This is a genomic window from Pseudomonas sp. (assembly GCF_033723075.1).
Classification (GTDB): Bacteria; Pseudomonadota; Gammaproteobacteria; order Pseudomonadales; family Pseudomonadaceae; genus Aquipseudomonas.
Genome location: NZ_JAWVXU010000003.1, coordinates 22,319 through 45,502, shown reverse-complemented (window position 1 = coordinate 45,502; position 23,184 = coordinate 22,319). Strand labels below are relative to the sequence as shown.

The 23,184-nt window shown below is 58.9% G+C and carries 24 protein-coding genes and 2 tRNA genes; 20 read left to right on the top strand and 6 right to left on the bottom strand.

Annotation, left to right across the window (positions count from 1 at the left end; translation table 11 throughout):
• The first annotated feature begins 39 nt into the window (after window positions 1-39).
• From pqqD to R3355_RS04530, 7 genes are all read left to right on the top strand, one after another.
• Entirely contained in the window at window positions 40-318 is a 279-nt protein-coding gene (pqqD, locus tag R3355_RS04560) for a pyrroloquinoline quinone biosynthesis peptide chaperone PqqD (protein WP_318946056.1), read from the top strand.
• A complete protein-coding gene (pqqE, locus tag R3355_RS04555; RefSeq protein ID WP_318960243.1) occupies window positions 290-1,444 on the top strand; it encodes a pyrroloquinoline quinone biosynthesis protein PqqE in 1,155 nt (384 codons plus the stop codon). The genes pqqD and pqqE overlap by 29 nt, the downstream gene beginning before the upstream one ends.
• 8 nt (window positions 1,445-1,452) lie before the next feature.
• The gene (locus R3355_RS04550) at window positions 1,453-3,399 is read left to right on the top strand and encodes a S9 family peptidase (RefSeq protein WP_318960242.1); all 1,947 of its coding nucleotides are present in this window, start codon (window positions 1,453-1,455) and stop codon (window positions 3,397-3,399) included.
• A gap of 129 nt (window positions 3,400-3,528) precedes the next feature.
• Window positions 3,529-4,692 carry an alcohol dehydrogenase-like regulatory protein ErcA gene (ercA, locus tag R3355_RS04545; protein WP_318960241.1) on the top strand — a complete coding sequence of 388 codons (1,164 nt, stop codon included), beginning with the start codon at window positions 3,529-3,531 and terminating at the stop codon, window positions 4,690-4,692.
• The gene (locus R3355_RS04540; RefSeq protein WP_318960240.1) at window positions 4,676-6,421 is read left to right on the top strand and encodes a NahK/ErcS family hybrid sensor histidine kinase/response regulator; all 1,746 of its coding nucleotides are present in this window, start codon (window positions 4,676-4,678) and stop codon (window positions 6,419-6,421) included. Before ercA ends, R3355_RS04540 begins: the two co-directional genes overlap by 17 nt.
• Window positions 6,422-6,539: 118 nt before the next feature.
• Window positions 6,540-6,941, top strand: a complete 402-nt coding sequence (locus R3355_RS04535) for a PA2779 family protein (protein ID WP_318946061.1) — start codon at window positions 6,540-6,542, stop codon at window positions 6,939-6,941.
• Window positions 6,926-7,900, top strand: coding sequence for a PA2778 family cysteine peptidase (locus R3355_RS04530; protein ID WP_318960239.1), 975 nt, complete (start codon window positions 6,926-6,928; stop codon window positions 7,898-7,900). The genes R3355_RS04535 and R3355_RS04530 overlap by 16 nt, the downstream gene beginning before the upstream one ends.
• A gap of 56 nt (window positions 7,901-7,956) precedes the next feature.
• Here the strand turns inward: R3355_RS04530 and R3355_RS04525 are convergent, their stop codons facing one another.
• Window positions 7,957-9,240, bottom strand: coding sequence for an FAD-binding oxidoreductase (locus R3355_RS04525; RefSeq protein WP_318960238.1), 1,284 nt, complete (start codon window positions 9,238-9,240; stop codon window positions 7,957-7,959).
• A gap of 184 nt (window positions 9,241-9,424) precedes the next feature.
• On the opposite strand from R3355_RS04525, the gene R3355_RS04520 reads away from it, so the two are divergent.
• The 10 genes from R3355_RS04520 to R3355_RS04475 all read left to right on the top strand — a co-directional run bounded on the left by R3355_RS04520 (window position 9,425) and on the right by R3355_RS04475 (window position 17,225).
• A tRNA-Val gene (locus R3355_RS04520) sits at window positions 9,425-9,501 on the top strand.
• Window positions 9,502-9,741: 240 nt separating this feature from the next.
• Window positions 9,742-11,664: a threonine--tRNA ligase gene (thrS, locus tag R3355_RS04515; protein WP_318960237.1), complete on the top strand. Its 1,923-nt coding sequence runs from the start codon at window positions 9,742-9,744 to the stop codon at window positions 11,662-11,664.
• Window positions 11,664-12,215 (top strand): translation initiation factor IF-3, encoded by a 552-nt coding sequence (gene infC, locus R3355_RS04510; RefSeq protein WP_318946067.1) that lies wholly within the window; start codon window positions 11,664-11,666, stop codon window positions 12,213-12,215. Before thrS ends, infC begins: the two co-directional genes overlap by 1 nt.
• A gap of 59 nt (window positions 12,216-12,274) precedes the next feature.
• Complete coding sequence (gene rpmI, locus R3355_RS04505; RefSeq protein WP_079202156.1) at window positions 12,275-12,469, top strand: 50S ribosomal protein L35; 195 nt, start codon at window positions 12,275-12,277, stop codon at window positions 12,467-12,469.
• A 25-nt stretch (window positions 12,470-12,494) separates the two neighbouring features.
• A complete protein-coding gene (gene rplT / locus R3355_RS04500; RefSeq protein WP_079202155.1) occupies window positions 12,495-12,851 on the top strand; it encodes a 50S ribosomal protein L20 in 357 nt (118 codons plus the stop codon).
• A gap of 130 nt (window positions 12,852-12,981) precedes the next feature.
• Window positions 12,982-13,998, top strand: a complete 1,017-nt coding sequence (gene pheS / locus R3355_RS04495) for a phenylalanine--tRNA ligase subunit alpha (RefSeq protein WP_318960236.1) — start codon at window positions 12,982-12,984, stop codon at window positions 13,996-13,998.
• Between the two features lie 38 nt (window positions 13,999-14,036).
• A complete protein-coding gene (pheT, locus tag R3355_RS04490) occupies window positions 14,037-16,415 on the top strand; it encodes a phenylalanine--tRNA ligase subunit beta (protein ID WP_318960235.1) in 2,379 nt (792 codons plus the stop codon).
• 3 nt (window positions 16,416-16,418) lie between these two features.
• Window positions 16,419-16,721, top strand: a complete 303-nt coding sequence (ihfA, locus tag R3355_RS04485; RefSeq protein ID WP_003243414.1) for an integration host factor subunit alpha — start codon at window positions 16,419-16,421, stop codon at window positions 16,719-16,721.
• On the top strand, window positions 16,702-17,058 hold the full coding sequence (locus tag R3355_RS04480; protein WP_318960234.1) for a MerR family transcriptional regulator: 357 nt from the start codon (window positions 16,702-16,704) through the stop codon (window positions 17,056-17,058). The genes ihfA and R3355_RS04480 overlap by 20 nt, the downstream gene beginning before the upstream one ends.
• Before the next feature lie 90 nt (window positions 17,059-17,148).
• Window positions 17,149-17,225: transfer RNA gene (locus R3355_RS04475), tRNA-Pro, on the top strand.
• A 73-nt stretch (window positions 17,226-17,298) separates the two neighbouring features.
• On the opposite strand, the gene R3355_RS04470 is transcribed toward R3355_RS04475, so the two are convergent.
• On the bottom strand, window positions 17,299-18,498 hold the full coding sequence (locus R3355_RS04470) for a tyrosine-type recombinase/integrase (RefSeq protein ID WP_318960233.1): 1,200 nt from the start codon (window positions 18,496-18,498) through the stop codon (window positions 17,299-17,301).
• A 705-nt stretch (window positions 18,499-19,203) separates the two neighbouring features.
• Here R3355_RS04470 and R3355_RS04465 point away from each other — a divergent pair.
• Entirely contained in the window at window positions 19,204-19,455 is a 252-nt protein-coding gene (locus tag R3355_RS04465; RefSeq protein ID WP_090505794.1) for a helix-turn-helix transcriptional regulator, read from the top strand.
• A gap of 109 nt (window positions 19,456-19,564) precedes the next feature.
• On the opposite strand, the gene R3355_RS04460 is transcribed toward R3355_RS04465, so the two are convergent.
• Both R3355_RS04460 and R3355_RS04455 read right to left on the bottom strand, forming a co-directional pair.
• Complete coding sequence (locus R3355_RS04460; RefSeq protein ID WP_318960232.1) at window positions 19,565-20,899, bottom strand: type II toxin-antitoxin system HipA family toxin; 1,335 nt, start codon at window positions 20,897-20,899, stop codon at window positions 19,565-19,567.
• 2 nt (window positions 20,900-20,901) lie between these two features.
• Window positions 20,902-21,162, bottom strand: a complete 261-nt coding sequence (locus R3355_RS04455) for a helix-turn-helix transcriptional regulator (RefSeq protein ID WP_318960231.1) — start codon at window positions 21,160-21,162, stop codon at window positions 20,902-20,904.
• Window positions 21,163-21,484: 322 nt separating this feature from the next.
• Here R3355_RS04455 and R3355_RS04450 point away from each other — a divergent pair, with 322 nt between their 5' ends.
• Window positions 21,485-21,859, top strand: a complete 375-nt coding sequence (locus tag R3355_RS04450) for an AbiEi antitoxin N-terminal domain-containing protein (RefSeq protein WP_318960230.1) — start codon at window positions 21,485-21,487, stop codon at window positions 21,857-21,859.
• Window positions 21,856-22,335, top strand: a complete 480-nt coding sequence (locus R3355_RS04445; RefSeq protein ID WP_318960229.1) for a type IV toxin-antitoxin system AbiEi family antitoxin domain-containing protein — start codon at window positions 21,856-21,858, stop codon at window positions 22,333-22,335. Before R3355_RS04450 ends, R3355_RS04445 begins: the two co-directional genes overlap by 4 nt.
• 256 nt (window positions 22,336-22,591) lie before the next feature.
• Here R3355_RS04445 and R3355_RS04440 read toward each other — a convergent pair whose 3' ends face one another.
• On the bottom strand, window positions 22,592-22,879 hold the full coding sequence (locus tag R3355_RS04440; RefSeq protein WP_090505779.1) for a HigA family addiction module antitoxin: 288 nt from the start codon (window positions 22,877-22,879) through the stop codon (window positions 22,592-22,594).
• A 16-nt stretch (window positions 22,880-22,895) separates the two neighbouring features.
• A complete protein-coding gene (locus R3355_RS04435; protein ID WP_318960228.1) occupies window positions 22,896-23,174 on the bottom strand; it encodes a type II toxin-antitoxin system RelE/ParE family toxin in 279 nt (92 codons plus the stop codon).
• Window positions 23,175-23,184: the final 10 nt, after the last annotated feature.

The window sequence follows — 23,184 nt, the reverse complement described above, 5'->3', positions numbered from 1 at the left end:
CCTGGGGTGCCGCGCGCGCATCACAGCGGAGTCGATTGTATGAACCAGTCCCTTGCCAGCAAGATCCCCAAGCTGCGCCGCGGCTTTCGCCTGCAGTTCGAACCCGTGCAAAACTGCCATGTGCTGCTTTACCCGGAAGGCATGATCAAGCTCAATGACAGTGCCGGGGAAATTCTCCAGCAGGTCAATGGTGCGCACAGTGTCGGCCAGATCATCGACACCTTGAGTGAACGCTTTCCGGACGTGCCGGGGCTCGATGAAGACATCCTGGCCTTTATGGAGGTAGCCAATGCTCAGTTCTGGATCGAATTGCAGTAAGCCTGGGCATGAACCCGGTCCACCGTTATGGCTGTTGGCCGAGCTGACTTACCGCTGTCCGCTGCAATGCCCGTACTGTTCGAATCCGCTGGATTTCTCCCAGCAAGGTCAGGAGCTGACTACTGCCGAGTGGATCGAGGTGTTTCGTCAGGCGCGCGCGCTGGGCGCGGCGCAACTGGGTTTTTCCGGTGGCGAACCGCTGGTGCGCCAGGATCTGGCCGAGCTGATCAAGGCGGCACGCGACCTGGGCTACTACACCAACCTGATCACCTCCGGCATCGGCTTGAGCGAAGAGCGCATCGCCAGCTTCAGCGAAGCCGGCCTGGATCATATCCAGATCAGCTTCCAGGCCGCCGATGAGGAGGTGAACAATATGCTGGCCGGCTCGAAGAAGGCCTTCAGCCAGAAGCTGGCCATGGCCCGGGCAGTCAAGGCGGCCGGTTACCCCATGGTGCTGAACTTCGTCACCCACCGGCACAACATCGACAACATCGAACGAATTATTGAACTGTGCCTGGAGTTGGAGGCGGACTTCGTCGAGTTGGCGACCTGTCAGTTCTATGGTTGGGCCGAACTCAATCGCGCCGGCCTGTTGCCGACTCGCGCCCAGCTGGAGCGCGCCGAGCGCATCACCAATGAGTGGCGCGCCAAGCTGGCGGCCGAGAACCACCCGTGCAAGCTGATCTTCGTCACCCCGGATTACTACGAGGAACGGCCCAAGGCCTGCATGAACGGCTGGGGCAACCTGTTCCTCGACATCACCCCGGACGGCACCGCGCTGCCATGCCACAGCGCCCGCCAGTTGCCGGTGCAGTTTCCCAACGTGCGTGAGCACAGCATCGAGCACATCTGGCGCGACTCCTTCGGCTTCAACCGCTTTCGCGGCGACGACTGGATGCCCGAGCCGTGCCGCTCCTGTGACGAAAAGGCCAAGGATTTAGGCGGCTGCCGCTGTCAGGCCTTCATGCTCACCGGCGACGCCAGCAACGCCGACCCGGTGTGCAGCAAGTCGGCGCACCACGGCATCATCCTCGCCGCGCGCGAAGAGGCCGAGCAGGCGCCGGGAGCGCTGGAGAACCTGGTGTTCCGCAATGAAAAGGCCTCCAAGCTGATCTGCAAGGTCTAGGGTGCACCATGCGCACCGAAGACGCCGATAGGATCTGGAGTGCCACCCAGGCCGCAGCCGCCAGTGGCGATTTCGCCGAACTGCACGCCGCCCATGGTGGCCTGCTGTGGGTGGCCTTCGATCCGCAGCAGGCGCGCTGTGGCCTGTTCTTCTGGCGTGACAACGAGCTGCGTGAGCTGACCCCGGCGGGTTTCTCCGTGCGCAGCCGGGTCTATGAATACGGCGGCGGCGCCTGCTGCGCTACCGAGCTGGGCGCGGCGTTCGTCAACGAAGCCGATCAGCAGATCTACCTGGTGGAGTGCGCCGCGCGCACCAGTGATTCGGCGGGAGCACCTTGCAAGTTGACCGCTCGCCCGGATTGCCGTTACGGCGATCTGTCCTTCGTCCCGGCCTGGCAGGCGCTTTTGGCCGTGGAGGAGAGCCATGAACCGGCCGGTTTGATCCACCGTTTGGTGCGCATTGGCCTGGACGGCAGCCGGCGGGTGCTGGTCGAAGGCGCCGACTTCTATGCCGGCCCGGTTGCCAGTGCCGACGGCCACCAACTGGTCTGGATCGAGTGGGACAGGCCTTATCAGCCCTGGGTCGCCACCCGCCTGTGTCTGCGTGAGGGCGAGGGGGGCGGACGGATTCTGGCCGGCGCTGACCACGACCAGTCCCTGCAACAGCCGCGTTTCGCTGCGGATGGCCGGCTCTGGGTGCTCTCCGACCGCGACGGCTGGTGGCAGCCGGCGTGCGCCACGGATTTTTCCCCTGCAGCGGACTGCGCGCATGGCCTAGGCGGCCTCGCGTCACCCTACGATCATGCGCCGGCGCCCTGGCAGCTGGGCGGCTGTACCTACCTGCCGCTCGAGTCGGGCGCCATGCTGCTGAGCCGTTTCGAGCAGGGCTTCGGCGTGCTGCTGGAGCGAGCAGCAGGGTGCCCCGTGCGCCCCGATGCTAGTGATAGTGGCAATGGTGCGCATGGCCTAGGCGGCCCCGCGTCACCCTATGAGCATGCGCCTCCGTGCGAACGGCGCCTGGCCTCGGGCTTCAGCCGCTTTCGCTCCTTGGCCGTGGATGCCAGGCACTATTACTGTATCGCCGGGGCACCGGATCACCTGCCGGCGGTTCTGGCCATCGCCCGTGACAGCGGCGCGGTGCGCATTCTCATCGGTGGCGAACAGCCTCTGGGCGAACAGCACCTGCCCAGGCCGCAGCCCTTCAGCTGCCCGGTCGGTGAGGACGAGCGCAGCCAGGGCTTTTTCTATGCACCTGCCGCTCAGGTCGAGAAACCGCCGCTGCTGGTGTTCCTGCACGGCGGGCCCACGTCGGCCTGCTATCCGGTGTTCGATCCGCGCATCCCGTTCTGGACGCTGCGCGGCTACGCCGTGCTCGACCTCAACTATCGCGGTAGCAGTGGCTACGGCCGGGCCTATCGCCTGCGCCTGGCGGGGGAGTGGGGACATATCGAAGTGGCGGACACCCAGGCCGCGGTGGCGCACCTGGCGGCCAGCGGCCTGATCGACCCGGGACGGGCGTTTATCCGCGGCGCCAGCGCAGGCGGCTACACGGCGTTATGCGCCCTGGCCTTCAGCCGGGTGTTTCGCGGCGGCGCCAGCCTCTATGGGGTCAGCGATCCGCTGGCCCTGCGCCAGGCGACGCACAAGTTCGAGGCCGACTACCTGGACTGGCTGATCGGCGATCCGCTGTGCGATGCCCAGCGCTATCGGGCGCGTACGCCACTGTTGCATGCCGACCGGATCGAGGCGCCGGTGATCTTCTTTCAGGGCGGTCTGGATGCGGTTGTGCTGCCGGCGCAGACCGAACAGATGGTCGCCGCGCTACGGCAGCGCGGCGTGCCGGTGGACTACCATTTGTATCCGCAAGAGCGTCACGGTTTTCGCCAGGCGAAGAACCTTGCCCATGCCCTGGAGCATGAGTGGCGCTTCTATTGCGATGTGCTGAGCGCCTCGTAGCCAAAGGCAGCGACTGTCCCTTCGGCAAGCCTGTCCGCTTGATTTGCTTCGCTACACAGCTGGCATTGCATTGACAGGTGAATGCAGTACGCTGGCCGGTAGTCAGAACAACAAGCGGTAGGCCGTGGCATGAGTGCCGATATCAGTCTTCATCGTAAATTCGTCTCGCCGGAAATCGTCTTTGGGGCGGGTTGCCGGCATAGCGTGGGCAACTACGCCAGTAACTTCGGTGCGCGCAAGGTGCTGCTGGTGTCGGACCCGGGTGTGCAGGCTGCCGGCTGGGTGGCCGACGTGCAAGTCAGTCTGCTGCGCCAGGGCATCGAACACTGCCTGTACACCCAGGTATCGCCCAATCCACGTAGCGAAGAGGTGATGCTCGGCGCCGAGCTCTACCTCAGTCAGGGCTGCAACGTGATAGTGGCGGTGGGCGGCGGCAGCCCGATGGACTGCGCCAAGGGCATCGGCATCGCCGTGGCCCATGGCCGCAACATCATCGAGTTCGAGGGTGTGGATACCTTGCGCGTGCCGAGTCCGCCACTGATCCTGATTCCAACCACTGCCGGCACCTCGGCGGACGTGTCGCAGTTCGTGATCATCTCCAATCAGGACGAGCGGATGAAGTTCTCCATCGTCAGCAAGGGCGCGGTGCCCGACGTCTCGCTGATCGACCCGGAAACCACCCTGAGCATGGACCCGTTCCTCTCCGCCTGTACCGGCATCGATGCGCTGGTGCATGCCATCGAGGCCTTCGTCTCCACCGGTTCGGGGCCCTTGACCGACTCCCATGCGTTGGAGGCCATGCGCCTGATCAACGGCAACCTGGTGGCGATGATCGCCAACCCGAATGAAATCGCCCTGCGCGAGAAGATCATGCTCGGCAGCATGCAGGCCGGCCTGGCCTTTTCCAATGCCATCCTCGGCGCGGTGCATGCGATGGCCCACAGCCTCGGCGGTTTTCTCGACCTGCCGCACGGCCTGTGCAATGCGGTGTTGATCGAGCATGTGGTGGCGTTCAACTACAAGGCTGCGCCGGAGCGCTTCAAGATGGTGGCCGAAACCCTTGGCATCGACACCCGCGGGCTCACTCATCCGCAGATCCGCCTGCGTCTGGTCGAGCACCTGGTCCAGTTCAAGCAAGCGGTCGGCTTCCATGAAACCCTTTCTCTGCATGGGGTGGGCAGCTCCGACATCCCGTTTCTGTCACGCAATGCCATGCAGGATCCATGCATCCTTACCAACCCGAGGGATTCGACCCAGCGCGATGTTGAGGTCGTCTATGCCGAAGCCCTCTGACCAGCAACGCCAGGCGCTCACCGAGCTGCTTGGGCTGGGCAGTCATTCAGTGCGCAAGAGCCATTACCCGGAACTGCTGGCGCGCCTGGAAGACCTGGAAACCGAGCGTAATCGTTATAAATGGCTGTTCGAGCATGCAGTTCATGGCATCTTCCAGGCCAGCCTGCAGGAGGGGCTGCGTTCAGCCAATCCAGCCTTGGCGCGGATGCTCGGTTATGACGATCCGCAAGAGGTGCTGTGGTCGCTGACCGATCTGGCCGACTACTTGTTCGTCGGTGGTCGTGAGGAATTGCAGCATATTCGCCAGGTGCTGGAGCATGCGCCCGGCCTGTTTGGTTATGAAACTCAGTTGCGCCGCAAGGACGGCAGTACCGTCGATGTCCTGATGAACCTGCTGCTGAAACCGGGCGAGGAAGGTCTCATTGAGGGTTTCGTCGCCGATATCACCGAGCGCAAAACGGCGCAGCAGCGCCTGCAATCGCTTAATGAAGAGTTGGAGCAGCGAGTCAAGGCGCGCACCGTCGAGTTGCAGGAGGCCAACCGCAACCTGTTGCAGCAGATCGTCGAGCGCAAACGTATCGAGCAGGAGTTGCGCGAGGCGCGCGATGCTGCGCAAGCAGCCAATCACAGCAAGGACAAGTACCTGGCAACCGCCAGCCATGACCTGTTGCAGCCGCTCAACGCGGCGCGCCTGTTGATTTCCACCCTGCGTGAGCGCAGCTTGCCGGCCGCCGAGCGCAATCTGGTCGAGCGCAGCCACCAGGCCCTGGAGGGCGCCGAGGATCTACTCACCGACTTGCTCGACATCTCCAAGCTCGATCAGGCGGCGATCAAGCCGGATATTGATGTGTACCGTTTGCAGGATCTGCTGGCGCCTCTGGCGTCTGAGTTTCAATCGGTGGCTGCCGCCGAGGGTTTGCGCCTGAAGACGCGGATTCCCGACTATACGATCAGCACGGATTTCCGCCTGCTGACGCGCATCCTGCGCAACTTCCTGAGTAACGCTTGTCGCTACACCGAGCAAGGCCGCGTCCTCTTGGGTGTGCGAAAACGTGGCGAGTTCCTTGACCTGCAAGTGTGGGATACCGGCCGCGGCATCTCCGAGGATCAGCTGGAAAACATCTTTCTGGAATTCAATCAGCTGAATGTCGGTCGCGCGGCAGAGCGCCGAGGGGTTGGTCTGGGTTTGGCGATCGTCGATCGAATTGCGCGGATGCTGGGCTATCCGGTCGAGGTGCGCTCGCAGCCTGGGCGCGGGTCGGTGTTTGCCATTCGGGTGCCGTTGGCGCAGCGGGCTATTAACGTGGCACCCGTTGCTTCATCGGTTCAACCGTTAGTCGGTGATCCGCTTCCAGGGCGGCGCCTGTTGGTGCTGGATAACGAGCTGAGTATCCTCCATAGCATGGCCGCGTTGCTCGAGCAGTGGGGCTGCATGGTGGTGACTGCAGTCGATCAGGAGGCTGCCGTGTTGGCACTTGACGGGCGGGCGCCGGATTTGATCCTGGCGGACTTTCATCTTGATCATGATGTGCTGGGTTGCGATGTGGTGGCGTATTTGCGCCGGCACTTCGACTCGCCGATACCGGCGGTGATGATTACCGCGGATCGCAGCGATCAGTGCCGTCGCGCGTTGCAGCGAATGGGCATGCCGCTACTCAATAAACCGGTCAAGCCCGGCAAGTTGCGCGCGGTAGTCAGTCAGCTGCTGCGTGAGTCCAGTTTATTGTGAGAAAGACGGTTATATGTGTGCTGGCAGACAGTCGCTGGGGTTTTATTGGCTATGCTGTTATGGAACGCTTTTAAACCGTACAGGTCTAGGGGCATGGCCCTTCAAGGAGATAACCCTCATGTACAATCACTCGTTCTTCCGGCGTATGGCTGCCATGTTGGCGGTGTTCCACGTTCTGATGATTGTCCAGATCCCCCTGGCCAATGCGGCGATGATCGGCACCGGTGAGGTGTTGGCCGAACAACAGCAGCAGGTCGATCGTCAGCAATTGCTGAGCATGCTCGATGAGCAGGATGTTCAGGAAAAATTACTGGGTATGGGGGTGGACCGCTCCCAGGTTGAAGACCGTATCAACAGCCTGACCAATGCCGAGCTGGCGCAGTTCAATCAGCAGCTATCGGAAGCGCCTGCTGGTTCAGGCGTTCTGGGGGTAGTCGTGTTGTTCCTGGTGATCTTCATCGTCACCGATCTGCTCTGCGCGACCAATATCTTCAGTTTCGTTAAATGCATAAATCGTTGATTGGCTGGAACCTCCTTCCACTCGTTCTGATTGTGTTGCTTGCCGCCTGCGCGAAGTCTCCGCTGTTGCCACCGGAGACTTCGCGTTTGCCTGAGCGGGTAGAGCTGAGCGACGTGCCGTTTTTTCCACAGAGCGCCTATCAGTGCGGGCCGGCGGCGCTGGCGACCATGCTCAACCAGCGCGGTGTAGTGACCAGCCCCGGCCTGCTTAAGGATCGGGTGTTCATTCCTGCGCGTGACGGCAGTCTGCAAGTAGAGATGGTGGCGACCGCGCGGGCTCACGATATGTTGGTGTACCCGGTGCAGCCGAGTCTGCAAGCATTGCTTGCCGAAGTGTCAGCGGGTAATCCGGTGTTGGTCTTGCAAAACCTGGCTTTTGACTGGTACCCACGCTGGCACTTTGCTGTGGTGGTCGGTTATGACCAGCGTGAACGGACCTTAATTTTACGTTCGGGCACCACGCGGCGCTGGCTGACCAGCTTCGGCAGTTTCGACAAGACGTGGGCGCGGGGTGGGCGTTGGGCGGTCTTGACCTTGCCGACGGATACGTTGCCGGCGCAGGCCGAATTGCGCCCTTGGCTCAAGGCCGCCAGCGATCTTGAGGAAACCGGACGGGTCGCTGCGGCGCAACGCGCCTATCGCACCGCCACCCAACATTGGCCGAATGAGTCATTGGGTTGGTTTGCCTTGGCCAATAGCCGCTATGCCAGTGGCGATGCGCTGGGGGCGGAAACGGCTTTGCGTAGAAGCCTGGTACAGCAGCCCGACTTCGCCGCGGGCTGGTTCAACCTGTCGCAGGTGTTAGCCGATCGTGGTTGCCTGCAGGCCGCCGAACAAGCAAGGGTCTGTGCCCAGCAGCTGGCTCCCGATGATCAGCGATTCACTACAAGTGTGAAGCGCACGACCGGCGGATCAGACCAGCAGTGCTTATCTCCTCCGGTCTGCCCGCAGGCTAACTGACTGAGCTGGAAAACCAACGGCGCCATAAGGCGCCGTTGGTTTGTCTGAACGAGTGGCTAGAACCCGAGCCTGTCGCGCAGGCTGTAGTACCAGGCACCCATCGCAGTGAAGGGGATGCGCAACAGCTGGCCGCCCGGGAAGGGATAGTGCGGCAGTTCGGCGAAAGCGTCGAAACGCTCGGCCTGGCCGCGCAGGGCTTCGGCCAGCACCTTGCCGGCCAGGTGGGTGTAGGTCACGCCGTGGCCACTGCAGCCCTGCGAGTAGTAGATATTGTCGCCGAGGCGGCCGACCTGGGGTAGGCGCGACAGGGTCAGCAGGAAGTTTCCGGTCCAGGCGTAATCGATCTTCACGTCCTTCAGTTGCGGGAAGGTCTTGAGCATGTTCGGACGGATGATCGCCTCGATGTTGGCTGGATCGCGCGCGCCATAGACCACGCCGCCACCGAAGATCAGGCGCTTGTCGCCGCTCAGGCGGTAGTAGTCGAGCAGGTAGTTGCAGTCTTCGACGCAGTAGTCCTGCGGCAACAGGCTCTTCGCCAGGTCATCGGACAAGGGTTCGGTGGTGATCACCTGGGTGCCGCAGGGCATCGACTTGGCCGACAGCTCGGGGATCAGATTACCCAGGTAGGCGTTGCCGGCGACTACCACGTACTTGGCCTTGATCCGGCCGTTGGGGGTATGCACCACTGGGTTGGCGCCGCGCTCGATGCTAATGGCCGGGGATTGTTCGTAAATCACCCCGCCGAGGGATTCAACGGCAGCCGCCTCACCAAGCGCCAGATTGAGCGGGTGGATATGGCCGCCACTCATGTCGAGCATGCCGCCGATATAGTTGTCGGTCGCTACCACTTCGCGGATGCGTTTGGTGTCCAGCAGTTCCAGTTGGGTATGGCCGTAGCGTTCCCACAGTTTCTTCTGTGCTTCCAGGTGGCCCATCTGCTTGGGCGTGATCGCGGCGAACACGCCACCATTCTTGAGGTCGCACTGAATGTTGTACTTGGTGATCCGCTCGCGGATGATCCGGCCGCCTTCGAAGGCCATCTGGCCGAGCAATTGCGCATGCTTGGGGCCGACGGTGCGCTCTATGCTGTCGATGTCGCGGCTGTAGCTGTTGACGATTTGACCGCCGTTACGGCCCGAAGCGCCGAAACCGACTTTGGCAGCCTCGACAATGCTCACCTTGAAGCCGCTTTCCAGCAGAGCTATGGCCGTGGATAAGCCCGTGTAGCCCGCACCGACAATGCAGACGTCTGTTTCCACTTCGCCATGCAGTTCCGGACGTGGCGGAGCCGGGTTGGCTGAAGCGGCATAGTAGGATTGTGGATAAGCCGTGTGCGCCATATTGCAACCTCTGTTCTTTATTCTTTACGGATGCGCTGATGCTACCCGAGTTGAAAATGCCCGGCTAGTGCCCCGTGCGAAATATTAAACGCTGAGCTGAACAGTAAAAAATTCATTTATTCAGGCAGTTAGAGAAAAAAGTGTTGACTCTTTTTAGCGCCCCCGTAGAATGCGCACCCATCGGAGGCACATAGCTCAGTTGGTTAGAGCACCACCTTGACATGGTGGGGGTCGTTGGTTCGAATCCAATTGTGCCTACCAATTCGATAAAAAGGGTCGCCCAGGCGACCCTTTTTTATTGGGCGGCTTGCCAGGGCTCAGGCTTTCTGGAAGCATCCCGGCGATTGTTCGTTGCGTATAAAACCTCCAGTGACTCTGGTTCGGTTCAGGTTGGCTCACAAGCTCCTGCCATTGTAAGGCAGGCATACCGCCGAATCGCTTGCTGGCTCATCCCAACCCATGTGGCCTTTGGTAGAGGTCACCACTAGGAGAGGAGGCGCCGTGCCCATCATTACTCTTCCCGACGGCAGTCAGCGTTCGTTCGATCATCCGGTATCCGTGCTCGAGGTGGCCCAATCCATTGGTGCCGGTCTGGCCAAGGCCACGGTGGCCGGCAAGGTCAATGGCAAGCTGGTCGATGCCTGCGACCTGATCGACAGAGACGCGACCCTGCAGATCATTACGCCGAAAGATCAGGAGGGGCTGGAGATCATTCGCCACTCCTGTGCGCATTTGGTCGGTCATGCGGTCAAGCAGCTGTTTCCGAGCGCCAAGATGGTAATCGGCCCGGTCATTGAAGAAGGCTTCTACTACGACATTGCCAGCGAACGTCCGTTTACCCTGGATGACGTGGCGGCGATCGAGCAGCGCATGCAGCAGCTGATCGAAAAAGACTATGACGTGATCAAGAGGGTGACCCCGCGGGCCGAGGTGATCGATGTGTTCGCCTCCCGTGGCGAGGACTACAAGCTGCGTCTGGTCGAAGACATGCCGGACGAGCAGGCCATGGGCCTGTACTACCACGAAGAATACGTCGACATGTGTCGTGGTCCGCACGTGCCAAACACACGCTTTCTCAAGGCATTCAAGCTGACTAAGCTGTCCGGTGCCTATTGGCGCGGCGATGCTAAGAACGAGCAGCTGCAGCGCGTCTATGGCACTGCCTGGGCCGACAAGAAGCAACTGGCGGCCTATATCCAGCGTATCGAAGAGGCCGAGAAGCGCGATCACCGCAAGATCGGCAAGCGCCTGAACCTGTTCCATACCCAGGAAGAAGCGCCGGGTATGGTGTTCTGGCATCCCAATGGCTGGACCCTGTACCAGGTGCTTGAGCAGTACATGCGCAAGGTGCAGCACGAGCATGGCTACCTGGAAATCAAGACTCCGCAGGTGGTGGATCGCTCGCTGTGGGAGAAATCCGGGCACTGGGCCAACTACGCCGAAAACATGTTCACCACCGAGTCGGAAAGCCGCGATTACGCGATCAAACCGATGAACTGCCCCTGTCACGTGCAGGTGTTCAATCAGGGCTTGAAGAGCTACCGCGAGCTGCCGATGCGGCTGGCCGAGTTCGGTGCCTGTCACCGCAACGAGCCGTCCGGCGCTCTGCACGGAATCATGCGTGTGCGTGCCTTTACCCAGGATGACGCGCATATCTTCTGTACCGAAGAGCAGATGCAGGCCGAGTCGGCGGATTTCATCAGGTTGACCCTGGCAGTCTATGCCGATTTCGGCTTTACCGACCTCCAGCTCAAGCTCTCGACTCGCCCGGACAAGCGCGTGGGCTCCGATGAGCTGTGGGATCGTGCTGAAGCGGCACTGGCCTCGGCGCTGGGCAGCGCGGAGTTGCCTTATGATCTGCAGCCTGGCGAGGGCGCCTTCTACGGGCCGAAGATCGAATTCTCGCTGAAGGATTGTCTGGGTCGGGTCTGGCAGTGTGGTACCCTGCAGCTCGATTTCAACTTGCCAGTTCGTTTGGGCGCCGAATACGTCAGCGAGGACAACAGCCGTAAGCATCCGGTGATGTTGCACCGCGCCATTCTCGGTTCCTTCGAGCGCTTTATCGGGATTTTGATCGAGCACTATGAAGGTGCGTTCCCGGCTTGGCTGGCGCCAACTCAGGCTGTGGTGATGAATATCACCGACAAGCAGGCCGAATTTGCCTTGGAAGTGGAAAAAACACTCGCCCAAAGCGGTTTTCGTGCCAAGTCTGACTTGAGAAACGAAAAAATTGGCTTTAAAATCCGCGAGCATACTTTGCTCAAGGTTCCCTATCTCTTGGTTATCGGAGATCGGGAAGTAGAGATGCAAACTGTCGCCGTGCGTACCCGTGAAGGTGCTGATCTGGGCTCGATGCCCGTCGCTCAATTCGCTGAATTCCTCGCGCAGGCGGTTTCCCGGCGTGGTCGCCAAGATGTGGAGTAATCATTATTAAGCGTGAAATGAGACAAGATAAACGAGCTGCCCCGAAAGCCCCGATCAACGAGAATATCTCGGCACGCGAGGTTCGGTTAATTGGCGCTGAAGGCGAGCAAATTGGCATCGTCTCGATTGATGAAGCGCTTAGAATCGCCGAAGAATCCAAGCTGGATCTGGTAGAGATTTCTGCCGATGCGCTTCCTCCGGTTTGCCGAGTCATGGACTACGGCAAGTCGATCTTCGAAAAGAAGAAGCAGATCGCCGCGGCGAAGAAAAACCAGAAGCAAGTCCAGGTTAAAGAAATCAAGTTTCGTCCAGGGACGGAGGAAGGGGATTACCAGGTAAAACTGCGCAACCTGGTACGTTTCCTGAGTGAAGGGGACAGGGCCAAGGTATCCTTGCGATTCCGTGGCCGTGAGATGGCGCATCAGGAGCTGGGAATGGAGCTGTTGAAGCGGGTTGAAGCTGACCTGCTTGAATATGGCTCGGTTGAACAGCATCCAAAGATGGAAGGACGCCAGCTGATAATGGTCATCGCCCCCAAAAAGAAGAAGTAACCACCAGGGCACGGCAGGCCTTGCGGTTATGTTTATCAACTGAATGCGGAGTACCGAACATGCCAAAGATGAAAACCAAGAGTGGTGCAGCCAAGCGTTTTCTTAAAACCGCTAATGGCTTCAAGCACAAGCACGCTTTCAAGAGCCACATCCTGACCAAGATGTCCACTAAGCGTAAGCGTCAACTTCGCGGTAGCACCATGGTGCATCCGTCTGACGTGGCAAAAGTGGCGCGCATGCTGCGCGTTCGTTAATCGGTCAAGATAGAGGAAATTACTCATGGCTCGTGTTAAGCGCGGCGTTATCGCTCGCAAGCGTCACAAAAAGATTCTGAAACTCGCTAAAGGCTACTACGGTGCGCGTTCGCGCGTATTCCGCGTCGCCAAACAGGCAGTGATCAAGGCAGGCCAATACGCCTATCGCGACCGCCGCCAGAGGAAGCGTCAGTTCCGCGCCCTGTGGATCGCTCGTATCAATGCTGGTGCTCGTGTTAACGGTCTGTCCTACAGCCGTTTCATTGCCGGCCTGAAAAAAGCGTCCATCGAGATCGACCGTAAGGTTTTGGCCGATCTGGCTGTGAACGAAAAAGCGGCGTTTGCTGCGATTGTCGAGAAAGCGAAAGCCACTCTGGCTTAAGTCCCCGACAATCACCGGGTTCGCCCGGTGCACGAACGAACCAAGGCCTACTGCGCTTGGGCGCGTTCGAAACGTCACCGATAGGGGAAGAGCCTGAGCTCTTCCCCTATTTCGTATCTGGAGTCTGTAAATGGAAAATCTGGATGTGCTGGTCTCGCAAGCGCTTGAGGCCGTTAGCCACACCGACGATGTGAACGCCCTCGAACAATTGCGCGTTCACTATCTGGGCAAGAAGGGCGAGCTGACCCAGGTGATGAAGACCCTGGGCAAACTGTCGGCGGAAGAGCGCCCGCAAGCCGGTGCCTTGATCAATGCCGCCAAGGACAAGGTTCAGGACGCCCTGAACGGCCGCAAGGCGACTCTTGAGCAGGTGGCGCTGAGTGCCAAGCTGGCGGCCGAACGCATCGACGTGACCCTGCCGGGTCGTGGCCAGTCTTCTGGCGGCCTGCATCCGGTGACTCGGACCCTGGAGCGAGTCGAGCAGTTTTTCACCCGGATTGGCTACGGCATCGCCGAAGGCCCCGAAGTGGAAGACGACTACCACAACTTCGAGGCACTCAATATCCCCGGCCACCATCCGGCGCGGGCGATGCATGACACCTTCTATTTCAACGCGAACATGTTGCTGCGCACCCACACCTCGCCGGTTCAGGTGCGCACCATGGAATCGCAGCAGCCGCCGATCCGCATTGTCTGCCCCGGCCGGGTCTATCGCTGCGACTCCGATATCACCCACTCACCGATGTTCCACCAGGTCGAAGGCCTGCTGGTCGACGAGAATGTGAGTTTTGCCGATCTCAAGGGCACCATCGAAGAATTTCTCCGGGTGTTTTTCGAGAAGCCCCTAGGCGTGCGCTTCCGCCCGTCCTTCTTCCCCTTCACCGAGCCCTCGGCTGAAGTCGATATGCAGTGCGTGATGTGCAGCGGCAAGGGTTGCCGAGTGTGCAAGCAGACCGGTTGGCTGGAAGTGATGGGCTGCGGCATGGTCCATCCGGACGTGCTGCGCATGTCCGGTATCGACCCCGAGAAGTATTCCGGCTTTGCCTTCGGTATGGGCGTCGAGCGTCTGGCGATGCTGCGTTACGGTGTCAACGACTTGCGTCTGTTCTTCGATAACGACCTGCGATTCCTGGCGCAATTTCGCTAGAAGCGCATGACCGTAACCGAATTGTTTAGGAGAGCAGGATGAAATTCAGTGAACAGTGGCTGCGTACCTGGGTAACCCCGCAGGTTTCCCGTGACGAGCTGGTGGCGCGCCTGTCCATGGCGGGCCTGGAAGTGGATAGCGTGACCCCGGCAGCCGGGGTATTCAGCGGCGTGGTGGTGGGTGAAGTGCTCGGCACCGAGCAGCATCCCGATGCCGACAAGCTGCGCGTGTGTCAGGTCAGCAATGGCGCCGAGACTTTCCAGGTAGTGTGCGGTGCGCCGAATGTGCGCCCCGGCCTGAAGATTCCCTTCGCCATGATCGGCGCCGAGTTGCCGGGCGATTTCAAGATCAAGAAAGCCAAGCTGCGCGGCGTCGAGTCCAATGGCATGCTCTGCTCGGCCTCCGAGCTGCAGATCAGCGAAGAGAACGACGGCCTGATGGAGCTGCCGGCCGATGCACCGGTGGGCCAGGATATACGGGCTTATCTCGATCTGGATGATGCCAGCATCGAAGTCGATCTGACGCCGAACCGCGGCGACTGCCTGTCCCTGGCCGGTCTGGCCCGTGAAGTCGGTGCCTTGTACGACGCGCCGGTGACCCGTCCGCAGATTGCTGTGGTTGCGCCGAGCCATGATGAAGTCCGTCCAGTCGAAGTGTTGGCGGCGCAAGCTTGCCCACGCTATCTCGGTCGTGTGGTGCGCAATGTCGACCTGTCCCGGCCGACACCGTTGTGGATGGTCGAGCGCCTGCGCCGCGCCGATGTGCGCAGCATCGATGCCGCAGTGGATATCACCAACTATGTAATGCTCGAGCTGGGTCAGCCGATGCATGCTTTCGACCTGGCCGAGATCAATGGCGGCATTCGTGTGCGCATGGCCGAGGAGGGCGAGAAGCTGGTGCTGCTCGACGGTCAGGAAGTCAGTCTGCGTGCCGACACTCTGGTTATCGCCGATCACCAGCGCGCGCTGGCAATCGCCGGCGTGATGGGTGGTGAGCACAGCGGCGTAAGTGACAAGACCTGCGACCTGTTTCTCGAGAGCGCTTTCTTCGACACCATCGCCATTGCCGGCAAGGCGCGCTCCTATGGCCTGCACACCGACTCCTCGCACCGCTTCGAGCGTGGTGTGGACTGGCAGCTCGCGCGTGAGGCCATGGAGCGGGCCACTGGCTTGTTGCTGGAGATCGTCGGCGGTGAGGCTGGCCCGATCATCGAGGCGGTCGATCGGCAGCAGCTGCCGAGCATCTCCCCTGTGACCCTGCGCGCCGAGCGCATCGAGCAGATGCTCGGTTTGAAAATGGACGATGCAGAGGTCGTGCGTTTGCTGGCAGCGCTGGGGCTGGGTATCAGTGCCGACGGTGAAGGGCAGTGGCAAGTGACAGTTCCCAGCCACCGCTTCGATATCAGTATCGAGGTCGATCTGATTGAAGAGCTGGCGCGCTTGTACGGCTACAACCGGTTGCCGGTGCGTTATCCACAGGCGCGTCTGGCTCCGCAGCCCAAAACAGAGGCTGCTGTCGAGTTGCCGGCGCTGCGTCGTTTGCTGGTGGCGCGCGGTTACCAGGAAGCGATTACCTACAGCTTTATCGATCCCAAACTGTTCGAGCTGTTCCACCCTGGCGTTGAGCCGCTGATGCTGGCCAATCCGATATCGGCCGATATGGCCGCCATGCGCTCATCGCTATGGCCAGGCCTGGTCAAGGCGCTGGAGCACAACCTCAATCGTCAGCAGTCGCGTGTGCGTCTGTTTGAAAGCGGCCTGCGCTTCGTTGGTCAGCTGGAAGGGCTCAAGCAGGAACCGATGCTCGCAGGGGTGATATGCGGTAGTCGGCTGTCGGAAAACTGGGCGCATGGTCGCGACAATGTCGACTTCTACGATGTGAAGGCTGATGTCGAGGCATTGCTGGCAAGTGCTGGATCGGGCGCGGACTTCAATTTTATTCCCGGCGAGCATGCGGCTTTGCATCCAGGGCAAACCGCACGCATCGAGCGCGATGGTCGATTGGTTGGCTTCTTGGGTGCGATGCATCCGGAGTTGGGCAAGGCGCTTGGGTTTGATCAGCCCGTGTATATGTTCGAGGTGGTATTGGCGGAAATCGCTCAAGGCTGTATGCCGAAGTTCCAGGAGCTGTCGCGCTTCCCCGAGGTGCGTCGTGACTTGGCTTTGCTGGTGGATCGTGATGTGCCGGCTGCGACATTGCTTGCAGTTATTCGTGAAGCCGCGGGCGAATGGTTGACTGACCTCAAGCTATTTGACGTGTATCACGGTAAAGGTATTGATCCGCTTAGAAAAAGCCTTGCCGTTGGCTTGACCTGGCAGCATCCATCGCGCACTCTTAATGACGACGAGGTGAGTACTGCGACACAAAATGTCCTCACCTCCCTGGAACAAAGGTTTAACGCCACGTTAAGGAAGTAGCGTATGGGGGCTCTGACGAAAGCTGAAATGGCGGAACGTCTGTATGAAGAGCTGGGCCTGAATAAACGGGAAGCCAAGGAATTGGTAGAACTGTTCTTCGAAGAGATCCGCCAGGCGCTGGAACTCAACGAGCAGGTCAAGCTCTCGGGGTTCGGCAATTTTGATCTGCGCGATAAGCGTCAGCGCCCCGGTCGTAATCCGAAAACGGGAGAGGAAATCCCCATCACGGCGCGTCGTGTGGTGACTTTCCGTCCAGGCCAGAAACTTAAAGCCAGGGTTGAGGCATATGCTGGAACCAAGTCATAACGACGAATTACCCGCCATACCCGGCAAGCGGTATTTCACGATCGGCGAGGTAAGTGAGCTCTGTGCAGTCAAACCGCATGTTTTGCGGTATTGGGAGCAGGAGTTCCCCCAGCTCAACCCGGTCAAGCGTCGCGGTAATCGGCGATACTATCAACGCCAGGATGTGTTGATGATTCGTCAGATTCGCGCATTGTTATATGAGCAAGGTTTTACCATCGGAGGGGCTCGTCAGCGTCTTTCTGGTGATGAGGCCAAAGATGACACCACTCAGTACAAGCAGCTCATCAGGCAGACGATTGCCGAGTTGGAAGAAGTACTGCATGTGCTCAAAAAATAGCGCACTCACTCAAAAAAGTTTCCATATTTCAGAAGCTTATTGTATAGTTCGCGACGTTTTCGGATGTACGAAAACAGTTTCACGCCTAGTCGGGGCGTAGCGCAGTCCGGTAGCGCACTAGCATGGGGTGCTAGGGGTCGAGTGTTCGAATCACTCCGTCCCGACCATATTTTTCAACGACTTAGCCCGGTTTCTCAAGAATCGGGCTTTTTTGTGTCAGGGACTTTTGCGGGACTTTTTTCATCCTGCCATTCTCCTCAGTATTGTCAGCGCCGGGCCTCGAGAGTCGGTAGCCGAAATCTTGTTGGCTTCATCAATCAGCTTGCCCAGTTCCGCGGCCGAATAGTGACTGGTGATGCTGCCGTTCTTGTGGCCTAGAAGAGCCTTCCTGTCTTCCTCTGTCACCCCAGCTGCCCGGAGTCTTCGACCGAAGGTGTGCTTCAGATCGTGGACACGTATCGAGGCGAAGCCGGCTGGAGCTGGGCGCAGAAACTGCTCCTGAAATCTCTTTGCCGCTCGCACTCTGGCTTTCTTCCATGCCGAATCGTTCATCCGATGAACTGGATTCGCCCTGCCATCTCGCTCGGGCTTTCCATAAGGGAATACCCATACAGGGTCCAGCCCTCGTTGCCCCTCGATGACTGATTTAGCCACGTTGTTCAGCACCACTAGCCGTTCGTCACCATTCTTGACCCCGGAACTCTCATGCCTGCCGCCGAAATCAGCAGGTATGAGGAACACGCTGGTCTTGAGCTCCGGAACCGGTATTTCCCAGTCCCAACGGAGTTTTACGACTTCTTGCTCGCGTGAGCCGCTGTTCACTTTGTACAGCGCCATGCGGCGCAGGTGGTCGGGTAACTCGGCGAAAAGAATCGATTGTTCCTCCCAGGACATCGGGTAGGGGGAGCGTTTCGTTATCTTCTCTTCCAGTTTGCTGATCATCGGTACCACATCGAGCCAGGGACGCTTCTGCTCGTCACGCCATTTCCTGGCGCAAAGATTGAGGATGCGTATGACCCGCTCTAGGGCGATGTTCACCGTCCTGTAGGAAACTCCAGTCTTCACCTTGCCGCTGGAGGTCTTGCTGGTTTTGAGGCGATCTTTGATGAACGGAGTTAACGTCTCATCATCGATATGAGTCAGAGGGATATCCCCGATATATGGATCCAGCTGCTTCAAATGGATGGCAGTCAGACTTATCGAGGGCTGACCCTTGTACTCCACCAGATAACGAGTGGCTGCTTCCCGCCAGGTTCTGATCCTGCGTACGCCGTAGATCTTCTGCTCGCGCAGTTTCTCCAGCTTGTGTATCAGGTATTGCTCTGCCTCCTTCCTATCGCTTGATCCAGTGCTTTCCTGAATTCGCTGACCTCTGAAGACCTTGTCGATGTGCCAGATCCCGTTCCTTTGGTAGAGGCCGCTAATGGTTTTTCGCGCCATGGTTTTTCTCCTTGGCGCTCGCTGCGGGAGTGATCATGTCCCTTGGCACCTTCCTTTTCAATGATGGCCCGGTCGATATAGGCGTCGGCCCAGGCGTCCAGTTCCTCTCGATCAAATCCGATCCCCTGCACTCCAATACGGAACTCGCGGACGTAGGGGCGAACGGTTTTGTTGAACTCAGTGCGGCACATACCCAGGTAGGCAGGTGCCACATTTGCTCGAAGGATTCGGGGCGCACAAGAGTTCAAACGGGCAGGGCGTTGCTCTATTGTTGCTGGCATGACGGTCTTCCTCCTTGTTGCCCAGATCCATGCTGCAGATGCTGGCTGCTGCCCATTGGGCAAACAAGGCAGTGGAGAGGACCGTGGAGGGTTTGATACAACAGGAGCCACTTTTTTGTATTTGGTAGCCTGTCGTAAGGGGCTGTTTTGCTATCTGCAGGCATTGCGGGACTAGCTATGCGGGACGTAAGGATCGAGGTATGTCTTCTGTTGAGGTGTTCCAGCAATTTCACTCAAACCCAAGCGTGCCGGTGACTCGTGAACAACTATATGAAGAGGTCTGGCAGTGGCCGATGACCAAGGTCGCTGAGCGACTGGGCGTCTCGTCAAGTTTAAGGCACGTGTTTGCACGCGAATGAATGTCCCACGTCCATCGCGTGGAGGTATACGTTACATTTAATATGGTTTGTCGCGTATACAGAACATGGACTATTCCCTCATCACGCTACGCCTTGGCGAGCAACTACGGCAGCGTCGACTGAATCGTGGGTTGACTCAGGCATCGCTTGCTTCCCTAGCTTGCCTCACCCGGCAGAAAGTCATCGCTATCGAAAAGGGAGGCCTGTCGGTGGGCATGATGGCTTATGCGCGAGTGCTGGCAGCTCTCGACTGTGAGCTCAGCGTCGTGCCCGCAGTCATGCCCACGCTGGACGAAATCCACGGAGTATTTGACTGATGGCGACCCTGCTGCCAGTTTCTATCGCAGGATAGCGCGCAGCTGTTTCGCTACTCACCTGAAGCCAGTACCCCACTGACCCTCACAGCTGTTCCAGCTTTAATGAGTTTCAGCGCTTCTTTGCCAGCAATTCAGAGCGACCTATCACTTCACGGCTGCGCTCTGGTTTGCGCGGCCCTGAGAAGCCGGCTTTTTCAATGGCGGTATCCAAGCCGCGGAAATGGGGGGCGGCTTTGGGGCTGCGCAATGTCTCCATGCCCTCGTTCCAGGCATGCACCATATGTTTAGCCATATCACGCCAGGCAGGCTCGTTTTTCGCGGCTTCGATCACTTCTTTGCCGACCTCTACGGCGGATTCGCAGAGCTGTTCGACCATGGCGGCATACTGGCGCGGTGGAATACCTAAGACGGCTTTGAAAAAAGTTTCCAGTGAACGGCCTGGCGTCCAGGTTTGTCTTCCGCCTACGGACAGGCCGGGTGGGTTGCTGGCGAAGCGCGGGTAGGCCTGAGTGGTCACCAGGTCATAGATCGGGGTAAAGGCCACGTCAGCACGCGAGGTGTAAAACAGCGCGATGTTCTTCGAGTGGCAGTCGGCATTACGCACCACGTAGTTGGTCAGTAGCTGCCAGCCTAGGTGCTCGCGTTGCGCTTGGAGACGGTCAGCGGGGATATAGGCCCGTGTGGCATTCCACACCCGTTCGGTGGTGGGGACGTACTTTTCATGTGGCGGCAAACCCAGTAACCCACAGGCGTCTTCGACGCCGCAGTAGGGGATGCCGTACCCGTCCACGTCGAAGCGATCCACCACCAGGATTTTGCCGTCCTCAGACATGCGACAGGCCGCGACCGGTACGACATTTAGCCGCTCCAGTACGCGCATGGTGTAGAACTCGTTGAAGCCTAGAAAAGGGGTCGTGTCGTCGGAGCCTTTGATGATGTGAAAGCCGGTGCGCAGGGTCGGTTTGCCCAGCGGCTCCCGAGGTTCGGCTGCGCCGGTGGCAATGAACTTTGGCACGACCCCTGACACGGCTACCCGAGCGTATTGCCGTACCAGTGTGGCGAACCGTTCGCTGGTGTTTTCCGCTTTGAGCAGATGGCTTATCTCAATCGGTGCCATTTCGACGCCAGGCTGAATGCCCTCAGGCGTGACGGAGACTCTGCCGATGCCGGTGCCTCCCACCACGCTAAGCAGCGACAGGTCGGTGCCATCGAGGAGCGGGCCAAATTCTTCGCGAATAACGCCCAGCAAATACCCCTCGGGAAGGTTCTGCCGGAAAAAAGGAAACAGGTCGCGGGGCCAGCGCCATGCTTCTTCGCGAACAGGCATCGTCAGGCTGACAAAGTCTTCAGGTGCTGTGCCTGGACGGTATTTCAGCACGTATTCATCGCGCTCCCGATAGAGCTTGGCCACCAGCCTTGAGCTGACATGGACATCGAGGATCATGTTCAAGCGCTCCCTGACCTCTGCTCGTTGAGGATGTCTTCAACCGTGCGTTCGTGCCCGGCCTTAGCCAGCTTCAGGTCATAGCCTGCTGCTTCCAGTAGCCGAACCAGCGCTGAGACGCTCATATCGCCTTTGGCCAATGTTTCCATGCGGGCCACTGTGGAGCGTGATACGCCGGCACTGCTAGCCAATGCTTCTTGGCTCAGCTTCGCGTCACTACGCGCCTCTTTCAGCATTTCGGAGACATCGTATAGGGTGGTCATTTGTAGCCCTCGGGCATCAAAAAAGCGAGTTCACCGATAAATGTAGCTCTTGGGCTACATTCAAGCAAGGGCACCCAGAACTGATTTGTGGCTCACAAGCTACAAAGCGAGAGTATTAGCCATTATATGTAGCTTAAAGGCTACAAAATAGCTGGCATGAATTGGCTTGACTGCGCACTAGGGGTGGATCGTGGTGAAGGTAATTCTGGAGCTTGAGTGCGCTTGTAGAGTGTTCGCGTCCATTGTCCATGGACTGTGGACGGTTGGCTTGTAGGACAACTCACCTGTCAATACCAATGTAATTCAAAGTACGCTGATTGGCATGGTTTATACATTATCGAAAATGCTCACTATGAATGCGCAAAAAACAGGGAGATTAAACTCCTTACTAGCGATGCTGGGTGACCGAGATCTGGTTTCTATCGCCTGGCTGAAGGACCGCGGCTATAGCAGCAGTCTCGTCTCGAGGTATATCGCCAGCGGTTGGCTGGACTCACCTGCGCGAGGTGTTTATCAACGACGGGGAGGACGCCTGACTTGGGCTGGAGTGGTGCGGGCACTACAGAGCGGTGATGGACTTCAACTTCATGTAGGTGGGCGCTTTGCGTTGGCTTGGCAAGGGCATGAGCATTACTTGCGCCTGGGGGGGCCGAGACCGTCACGCTCTATGGTTCTGAAAGCCTCCCCGGATGGGTGAGCAAGCTTCCGCTTAAGGCCAAGGTGGTGCTTTGTGGAAAGAGTCCCTTCGATCTGGAATCACCAGAATTCAATACAGAGACAACAGACGAGGCTCTACGAGCTTTTGGGCTCGAGTGGGTCGATGCTGATGGCGACCTTGGTCGCATAGTCTTCTCTATACCTGAGCGTGCGTTGCTTGAGCTTTGCGATGGCGTATCCGATGCGTCACTCGTCTATGAGGTCGATGCGCTGATGCAAGGTGCAGATACCTTGCGCCCCCAGCGGGTCAGCATGCTGCTGCAGCATTGCACCAGCATAAAGGCCAAGCGGTTATTCCTAGCACTTGCCGAACGTCACAAGCATGCCTGGCTGGCTCATGTCTCGCTGGATGGTGTGTATCTCGGCAAGGGAAAGCGCTGCTTGGTCCCAGGGGGACACTTGAACCCGACCTACCAAATAACCTTGCCGGCGGATCTGGATGAGCACCTAGGATAGACATATCCGACTAGGTGCATGTCAAAAATCCTTTAGGCCGACTCTGAGCCTCAGTTTTTCTTAACTGAGGTAAGAAAACCTTTATTTCAGGCGTTTGTATTGGTTTTTTCTTAATTTCATAGGTCGGCATCTTCCGAACGTCTGGTGTCGACCGCGGTAGATCGGGCCGTGGGTGAGTCCGAGGGCGTTGGCAGACCAGAGACCATGTGTTGCGTCAGCGTTTCACCGCCTTGCTCCGTATTTTGCCGGTTAACCATTAAGCGATGGCGGCAAAGCGCTCGATATGGGGCTGCTTGCGATGCCTCGCTTGCCACAGGTCATAATCGGCTTGTACGCCCAGCCAGGTGCGGGCTTTACCAATGCCGGCCAGTTCCAGGCGAACGGCCAGGTCCGGGCTGATCGGTGCGTGGCCGTGCAGGACCCGGGACAAGGACTCACGTGCAAAACCAAGGCGGCGGGCCAGTTCTGCAATGCTGATGCCCAACTCGGGGAGCACATCCTCGAGCAGCGTTTCACCAGGGTGCGGCGGGTTGAACATGACCATGGTGGCATCCTCCTGTTCAGTGGTAGTCAAGGTAGTCGACGAGTTCTATGTCGCTACTCACGAAACGAAAGATCACTCGCCAGTTACCGTTGACTGTGAGCGACCAGAACTCTTGCAGCTCCCCTTTGAGGGGATGTAACCGCCAACCGGGTATATCGAGATCGGTTGGCTCGCAGGCTCGATCCATGAAACTCAGCATTCGGCTCAGACGTTTGGCATGGTCAGCTCGAATGCCTTTGGTGGAGCCAGATTCATAAAAAATGCGTAGGCCTTTGTGCCGGAAGCTGATGATCATAGTGTCAAGT

Bases quoted from the DNA above. Each gene is read 5' to 3' on its own strand.
- R3355_RS04470 (WP_318960233.1), bottom strand. From the start codon at position 18,498: ATGGCGCGAAAAACCATTAGCGGCCTCTACCAAAGGAACGGGATCTGG.
- R3355_RS04480 (WP_318960234.1), top strand. From the start codon at position 16,702: ATGCTGGAACCAAGTCATAACGACGAATTACCCGCCATACCCGGCAAG.
- rpmI (WP_079202156.1), top strand. From the start codon at position 12,275: ATGCCAAAGATGAAAACCAAGAGTGGTGCAGCCAAGCGTTTTCTTAAA.
- ercA (WP_318960241.1), top strand. From the start codon at position 3,529: ATGAGTGCCGATATCAGTCTTCATCGTAAATTCGTCTCGCCGGAAATC.
- R3355_RS04525 (WP_318960238.1), bottom strand. From the start codon at position 9,240: ATGGCGCACACGGCTTATCCACAATCCTACTATGCCGCTTCAGCCAAC.
- R3355_RS04460 (WP_318960232.1), bottom strand. From the start codon at position 20,899: ATGATCCTCGATGTCCATGTCAGCTCAAGGCTGGTGGCCAAGCTCTAT.
- pheT (WP_318960235.1), top strand. From the start codon at position 14,037: ATGAAATTCAGTGAACAGTGGCTGCGTACCTGGGTAACCCCGCAGGTT.
- R3355_RS04530 (WP_318960239.1), top strand. From the start codon at position 6,926: ATGCATAAATCGTTGATTGGCTGGAACCTCCTTCCACTCGTTCTGATT.
- R3355_RS04535 (WP_318946061.1), top strand. From the start codon at position 6,540: ATGTACAATCACTCGTTCTTCCGGCGTATGGCTGCCATGTTGGCGGTG.
- pqqD (WP_318946056.1), top strand. From the start codon at position 40: ATGAACCAGTCCCTTGCCAGCAAGATCCCCAAGCTGCGCCGCGGCTTT.
- pqqE (WP_318960243.1), top strand. From the start codon at position 290: ATGCTCAGTTCTGGATCGAATTGCAGTAAGCCTGGGCATGAACCCGGT.
- R3355_RS04455 (WP_318960231.1), bottom strand. From the start codon at position 21,162: ATGACCACCCTATACGATGTCTCCGAAATGCTGAAAGAGGCGCGTAGT.
- R3355_RS04435 (WP_318960228.1), bottom strand. From the start codon at position 23,174: ATGATCATCAGCTTCCGGCACAAAGGCCTACGCATTTTTTATGAATCT.
- R3355_RS04440 (WP_090505779.1), bottom strand. From the start codon at position 22,879: ATGGTCATGTTCAACCCGCCGCACCCTGGTGAAACGCTGCTCGAGGAT.
- rplT (WP_079202155.1), top strand. From the start codon at position 12,495: ATGGCTCGTGTTAAGCGCGGCGTTATCGCTCGCAAGCGTCACAAAAAG.
- R3355_RS04540 (WP_318960240.1), top strand. From the start codon at position 4,676: ATGCCGAAGCCCTCTGACCAGCAACGCCAGGCGCTCACCGAGCTGCTT.
- R3355_RS04550 (WP_318960242.1), top strand. From the start codon at position 1,453: ATGCGCACCGAAGACGCCGATAGGATCTGGAGTGCCACCCAGGCCGCA.
- ihfA (WP_003243414.1), top strand. From the start codon at position 16,419: ATGGGGGCTCTGACGAAAGCTGAAATGGCGGAACGTCTGTATGAAGAG.
- pheS (WP_318960236.1), top strand. From the start codon at position 12,982: ATGGAAAATCTGGATGTGCTGGTCTCGCAAGCGCTTGAGGCCGTTAGC.
- R3355_RS04450 (WP_318960230.1), top strand. From the start codon at position 21,485: ATGGTTTATACATTATCGAAAATGCTCACTATGAATGCGCAAAAAACA.
- R3355_RS04465 (WP_090505794.1), top strand. From the start codon at position 19,204: ATGGACTATTCCCTCATCACGCTACGCCTTGGCGAGCAACTACGGCAG.